This window comes from Streptomyces niphimycinicus (genome assembly GCF_018883605.1).
Taxonomy (GTDB): Bacteria; Actinomycetota; Actinomycetes; order Streptomycetales; family Streptomycetaceae; genus Streptomyces; species Streptomyces niphimycinicus.
Genome location: NZ_JAHLEM010000554.1, coordinates 1 through 5,894 on the forward strand (window position 1 = coordinate 1; position 5,894 = coordinate 5,894).

Annotated in this window: 4 protein-coding genes; all 4 read left to right on the top strand. The window is 73.3% G+C overall.

The features are described 5' to 3' along the window. The first annotated feature begins 183 nt into the window (after nt 1-183). On the top strand, nt 184-2,067 hold the full coding sequence (gene mutA, locus KN815_RS36010) for a methylmalonyl-CoA mutase small subunit (RefSeq protein ID WP_216346047.1): 1,884 nt from the start codon (nt 184-186) through the stop codon (nt 2,065-2,067). After that, on the top strand, nt 2,067-4,295 hold the full coding sequence (scpA, locus tag KN815_RS36015; protein WP_216346048.1) for a methylmalonyl-CoA mutase: 2,229 nt from the start codon (nt 2,067-2,069) through the stop codon (nt 4,293-4,295). The genes mutA and scpA overlap by 1 nt, the downstream gene beginning before the upstream one ends. A gap of 3 nt (nt 4,296-4,298) precedes the next feature. After that, entirely contained in the window at nt 4,299-5,324 is a 1,026-nt protein-coding gene (meaB, locus tag KN815_RS36020; RefSeq protein WP_216346049.1) for a methylmalonyl Co-A mutase-associated GTPase MeaB, read from the top strand. Beyond that, the coding region (locus KN815_RS36025; protein ID WP_253209450.1) for a ferric iron reductase at nt 5,290-5,894 on the top strand (605 nt) is incomplete at its 3' end. The genes meaB and KN815_RS36025, both read left to right, overlap by 35 nt.

The window sequence follows — 5,894 nt, forward strand, 5'->3', positions numbered from 1 at the left end:
GGGCGCTCGCCGGCCATGGGTGTCCGTTCCGCACCCCGCGCCGGGCCCATCCGCCGCACCCGCCCCGGCCGTGGGCGGCCGCCACTACGGAAATCCCTAGAGCACACCCCTGAGATCACTAGAGAGTAAGCTCACAGGCTTAACCCCTGCTCCGGCTTTAGTGGACCCCATTAGCCTCCTCCTATGACGGTCCTGCCCGACGGGCTTCCCCTAGCCGACGATTTCCCGGAAGTGACGCGAGACCAATGGCGTCACCTCGTCGAAGGCGTGCTGCGTAAAACCGGCACATCGGACGCCGTGGGCGCCGAGGCCGAAGAGGCCCTCGCGACCGCGCTCGAGGACGGCATCACCGTCCACCCCCTCTACACCGCCGAAGACGCGCCCCAGGACGCCGGATTCCCCGGCTTCGCGCCCTTCGTGCGCGGCGGCCGGGCCGAGGGCTCCGCCGTATCCGGCTGGGACGTACGCCAGCGCCACGCCCACCCCGATCCGGCGCGCACCAACCAGGCGATCCTCGCCGACCTGGAGAACGGCGCCGGCTCCATCTGGCTCGCGGCCGGCGCGGCCGGGGTGCCCGTGGACGGGCTGCCCGAGGCCCTCAAGGGGGTCTATCTCGACCTCGCCCCCGTCGCGCTCGACGCGGGCGCCGACTTCGAGGACGCCGCCCGCGCCCTGCTGCGGCTCTACGCCGGCCGTGAGGTGCCGCCCGGTGCCGCGCTCGGCAACCTCGGCGCCGACCCGCTGGGGCTCGTCGCCCGTACCGGACGCGACGACGGCCTGGCCGGGCAACTGGCCGCCGCGGCCGACCTGGCCGGGATCTGCCACCGCGACCACCCCGGGGTGACGGCCTTCGCCGTGGACGCCCTGCCGTACCACGAGGCGGGCGCCGGGGCGGCCCAGGAGCTCGGCTGCTCCCTCGCCGCCGCGGTGGCGTATCTGCGCACCCTGACCGAGGCCGGGCTGAGCGTCGAAGCCGCCTGCGCCCAGATGGAGTTCCGCTACGCGGCCACCGCCGACCAGTTCCTCACCATCGCCAAGCTCCGGGCCGCCCGCCGCCTGTGGGCGCGCGTGGCGCAGGCGTGCGGTGCGCCGTCCGAGGCGCGCGCCCAGCGTCAGCACGCGGTGACCTCCCCGGTGATGATGACCCGGCGCGACCCCTGGGTGAACATGCTGCGCACCACCGTCGCCACCCTCGCCGCGGGCGTCGGCGGCGCGGACGCGGTCACCGTGCTGCCCTTCGACAGCGCGATCGGCCTCCCCGACGACTTCGCCCGCCGCATCGCCCGCAACACCTCCACGATCCTGCTGGAGGAGTCGCATCTGGCCCGGGTGATCGACCCGGCCGGCGGCTCCTGGTACGTCGAGAAGCTCACCGACGACGTCGCCCGCGCCGCCTGGGCCTGGTTCCAGGAGATCGAGCGCGCCGGGGGGATGGCCGCGGCCCTCGCCTCCGGGCTGGTCCGCGACCGGCTCGCCGAGACCTGGGCGCGCCGCGGCCGCGACCTCGCCCGCCGCAAGGAGCCGATCACCGGCGTCAGCGAGTTCCCGAACCTCGCCGAGCGGCCCGTCGAGCGCGAGCCCGTCCCCGAGCCGCCCAGCGGCGGACTGCCGAGGGTGCGCCGCGACGAGGCGTACGAGGCGCTGCGCACCCGCGCCGACGCCCAGTTGGCGGCCGAGGGCAGCCGGCCCAGGATCTTCCTGGCCGCGCTGGGCCCCGCCGCCGCGCACACCGCCCGCGCCTCCTTCGCCGCCAACCTCTTCCAGGCCGGCGGGATCGAGGCGGTCCACGAACCCGCCACCGTGACCGCGGAGACGGTCGCCGAGGCGTTCGCCGCCAGCGGCGCGAGCGTGGCCTGCCTGTGCTCCAGCGACAAGCTGTACGCGCAGGAGGCGGCGGCCGTGGCCGAGCGGCTGAAGGCGGCCGGGGCGACCCGGGTCTACCTGGCCGGACGGCCGGGCACACAACAGGATGAGTACGAACGGGCCGGAGTGGACGGATACGTCTTCGCGGGCTGCGACGCGGTCGAGGTGCTCTCCTCGGCTCTGAACACCATGGGGGTGGCGTGATGGCCGGCGCTCCGGCGGAGCCGGGGAAGATCCCGGACTTCTCGGCGGTCGATCTGGACGGACCGGCCGAAGGCCCGGTGCCCGGCTCCGGCGACTGGGCCGCCGCGCTACAGAACAGCGTGGGCAAGGGCGTGGAGGACCTGGTGTGGGACACCCCCGAGGGCATCGGGGTCAAACCGCTCTACACCGCCGAGGACCTCCAGGGCGTCGACTTCCTGGGCACCTACCCCGGCGCCGCGCCCTATCTGCGCGGCCCGTACCCGACGATGTACGTCAACCAGCCCTGGACCATCCGGCAGTACGCGGGCTTCTCCACCGCCGAGGAGTCCAACGCCTTCTACCGCCGCAACCTCGCGGCCGGCCAGAAGGGCCTGTCGGTCGCCTTCGACCTGCCCACCCACCGGGGCTACGACAGCGACCACCCCCGGGTGACCGGCGACGTCGGCATGGCGGGCGTGGCCATCGACTCCATCTACGACATGCGGCAGCTCTTCGACGGCATCCCGCTGGACAAGATGAGCGTGTCGATGACGATGAACGGCGCGGTGCTGCCCGTGCTGGCGCTCTACATCGTGGCCGCCGAGGAACAGGGCGTACCGCCCGAGAAGCTGGCCGGGACCATTCAGAACGACATCCTCAAGGAGTTCATGGTCCGCAACACCTACATCTATCCGCCGCAGCCGTCGATGCGGATCATCTCCGACATCTTCTCCTTCACCTCGCAGCGGATGCCGCGCTACAACTCCATCTCCATCTCCGGCTACCACATCCAGGAGGCCGGAGCCACGGCCGATCTGGAGCTGGCGTACACCCTGGCCGACGGTGTGGAGTATCTGCGGGCCGGCCGGGACGCCGGGATGGACGTGGACGCCTTCGCGCCCCGGCTGTCGTTCTTCTGGGCGATCGGCATGAACTTCTTCATGGAGGTCGCCAAGCTGCGGGCGGCGCGGCTGCTGTGGGCCAAGCTGGTCAAGCAGTTCGACCCGAAGAACCCCAAGTCGCTGTCGCTGCGCACCCATTCGCAGACCTCCGGCTGGTCGCTGACCGCCCAGGACGTCTACAACAATGTGGCGCGCACCTGCGTGGAGGCCATGGCCGCCACCCAGGGCCACACCCAGTCGCTGCACACCAACGCGCTGGACGAGGCGCTCGCGCTGCCCACCGACTTCTCCGCCCGGATCGCCCGCAACACCCAGATCCTGCTCCAGCAGGAGTCGGGCACCACCCGGGTCATCGACCCGTGGGGCGGCAGCGCGTACGTCGAGAAGCTGACGTACGACCTGGCGCGGCGGGCCTGGCAGCACATCGAGGAGGTCGAGGCGGCCGGTGGCATGGCCAAGGCCATCGACGCGGGCATCCCCAAGCTGCGCGTCGAGGAGGCCGCCGCCCGCACCCAGGCGCGGATCGACTCCGGCCGCCAGCCGGTGATCGGTGTCAACAAGTACCGCATCGACAGCGATGAGCAGCTCGAGGTCCTCAAGGTCGACAACTCGGCGGTGCGCACCCAGCAGATCGAGAAGCTGCGGCGGCTGCGCGCCGAGCGCGACGAGGCCGTCTGCCAGGACGCGCTGCGCGCCCTGACCGCGGCGGCCCGGTCCGGTCCGGGCGCGGGTCTGGAGGGCAATCTGCTGGCGCTCGCCGTGGACGCCGCCCGCGCCATGGCGACCGTCGGCGAGATCTCCGACGCGCTCGAGGCGGTCTATGGGCGCCACTCGGGGCAGATCCGTACGATCTCCGGTGTGTACCGAGAAGAGGCCGGAGCATCCTCCGGCGTGAGCCGCACCCGCGCGCTGGTGGAGAAGTTCGAGAGCGCCGAGGGCCGCCGCCCCCGCATCCTGGTCGCCAAGATGGGCCAGGACGGCCATGACCGCGGCCAGAAGGTGATCGCCACCGCCTTCGCCGACCTGGGCTTCGACGTCGACGTCGGCCCGCTGTTCCAGACCCCGGAGGAGGTCGCGCGGCAGGCGGTGGAGGCCGATGTGCACATCGTCGGCGTGTCGTCGCTCGCGGCCGGCCACCTCACGCTGGTGCCCGCGCTGCGCGAGCAACTGGCCGAGGCGGGGCGCGAGGACATCACCATCGTGGTCGGCGGGGTCATCCCGCCGCACGACGTCCAGACCCTGCACGACGCCGGCGCCGCCGCCGTCTTCCTGCCGGGCACGGTCATCCCGGACGCCGCCCATGACCTGGTGCGGAAGCTGGCCGCCGGCCTCGGTCACGAGCTGTAGTCCATGCCAAGGACGATCGACATCGAGGAGTACGCCAAGGGCGTGCTCGACGGCCATCGCGCGTATATCGCCCGTGCGATCACGCTCGTCGAGTCCACCCGGCCCGACCACCACGACCTCGCCCAGCGGCTGCTGGTCGAGCTGCTGCCGCACACCGGCGGGGCGCGGCGGATCGGGATCAGCGGGGTGCCCGGGGTGGGCAAGTCCACCTTCATCGACGCCCTGGGCACCATGCTCACCGGGACCGGCCACAAGGTCGCGGTGCTCGCCGTCGACCCTTCCTCCACCCGCACCGGCGGCTCCATCCTGGGTGACAAGACCCGGATGGAGCGGCTGGCGGTCGACCCCGACGCCTTCGTACGGCCCTCGCCCAGCGCCGGGACGCTGGGCGGGGTCGCCCGCGCCACCCGCGAGTCCATGGTCGTCATGGAGGCCGCGGGCTATGACGTGGTGCTGGTGGAGACCGTGGGCGTGGGCCAGTCCGAGACCGCGGTGGCCAATATGGTCGACTCCTTCCTGCTGCTCTCCCTGGCCCGCACCGGCGACCAGCTACAGGGCATCAAGAAGGGCGTCCTGGAGCTGGCCGACGTGGTCACCATCAACAAGGCCGACGGCCCCCACGCGCGGGACGCCAAGTCGGCGGCCCGTGAGCTGGCGGGCGCGCTGAGGCTGCTCCAGCCCGCGGACGCGCCCTGGAACCCGCCGGTGCTCACATGCAGCGCCCGCGAGTCCACCGGGCTCGACGTGGTGTGGGAGCGCCTGGAGCAGCACCGCCGGGTGCTGGAGGCCACCGGCGCGCTGCACGCCAAGCGGCGCGACCAGCAGGTCGACTGGACCTGGTCGATGGTGCGCGACCAACTGCTCGCGCGGCTGCACGCCCACCCCGAGGTGCGGCGGCTCGGACCCGAGCTGGAACAGCGGGTCCGCGAGGGCACGCTGACGGCCACGCTGGCGGCGGACCGGCTGCTGGAGGCGTTCCAGGGCCCGGCCGACGGTGGAGCGTTCCAGCCCCCGGCTGACGGTGGATGAGGCGTCACTGCCGGACGCGGCGCGGGTCGGCCCCTTCTTCGCGCTGCGCACCGGCGGCGGCGATCCGGAGGCGGAGGGGTACGCACGGATCGGCGAGGCGTACCGGCTGACCGGCGCGGGCACCGCCGGGCCCGTACTGCGCGCCCGGGTCGAGGCGGTCGCCGCGAGCCTGCGCACCGATGAGCCGAGGGTCGCGGCCTCGCTCGTCTTCCAGGGGCTCGCCGCCCGGGTGTGGTCCCTCGCGCTCGGCCCGGCGACCCTCTCCGGCGGGGTGCCCCACCTCCGGCCCGACCGGCTGTGGTGGAACCCCGGGCGGGTCGCCCCCGACGACCTGTGGTGGCCCGGCGCGCCGCCGGTGATGGGCGAACCGGGAGGACTCGCCGGTCCGGTGGGCACCGCGGCAATCGTCCATCTGGTGCCGCTGCACCAGGCCATCGAGCGGGCCTACCGGGTCTCGGGGCGGCTGCTGTGGGGCAACGCGGCCTCGGCGCTGGCCGGTTCGCTGCGGGTACTGCACGACTGGTGCCGGGCGCACGGCCGCGCCGAGGCGGCGGACCGGGCCGTCGAGCT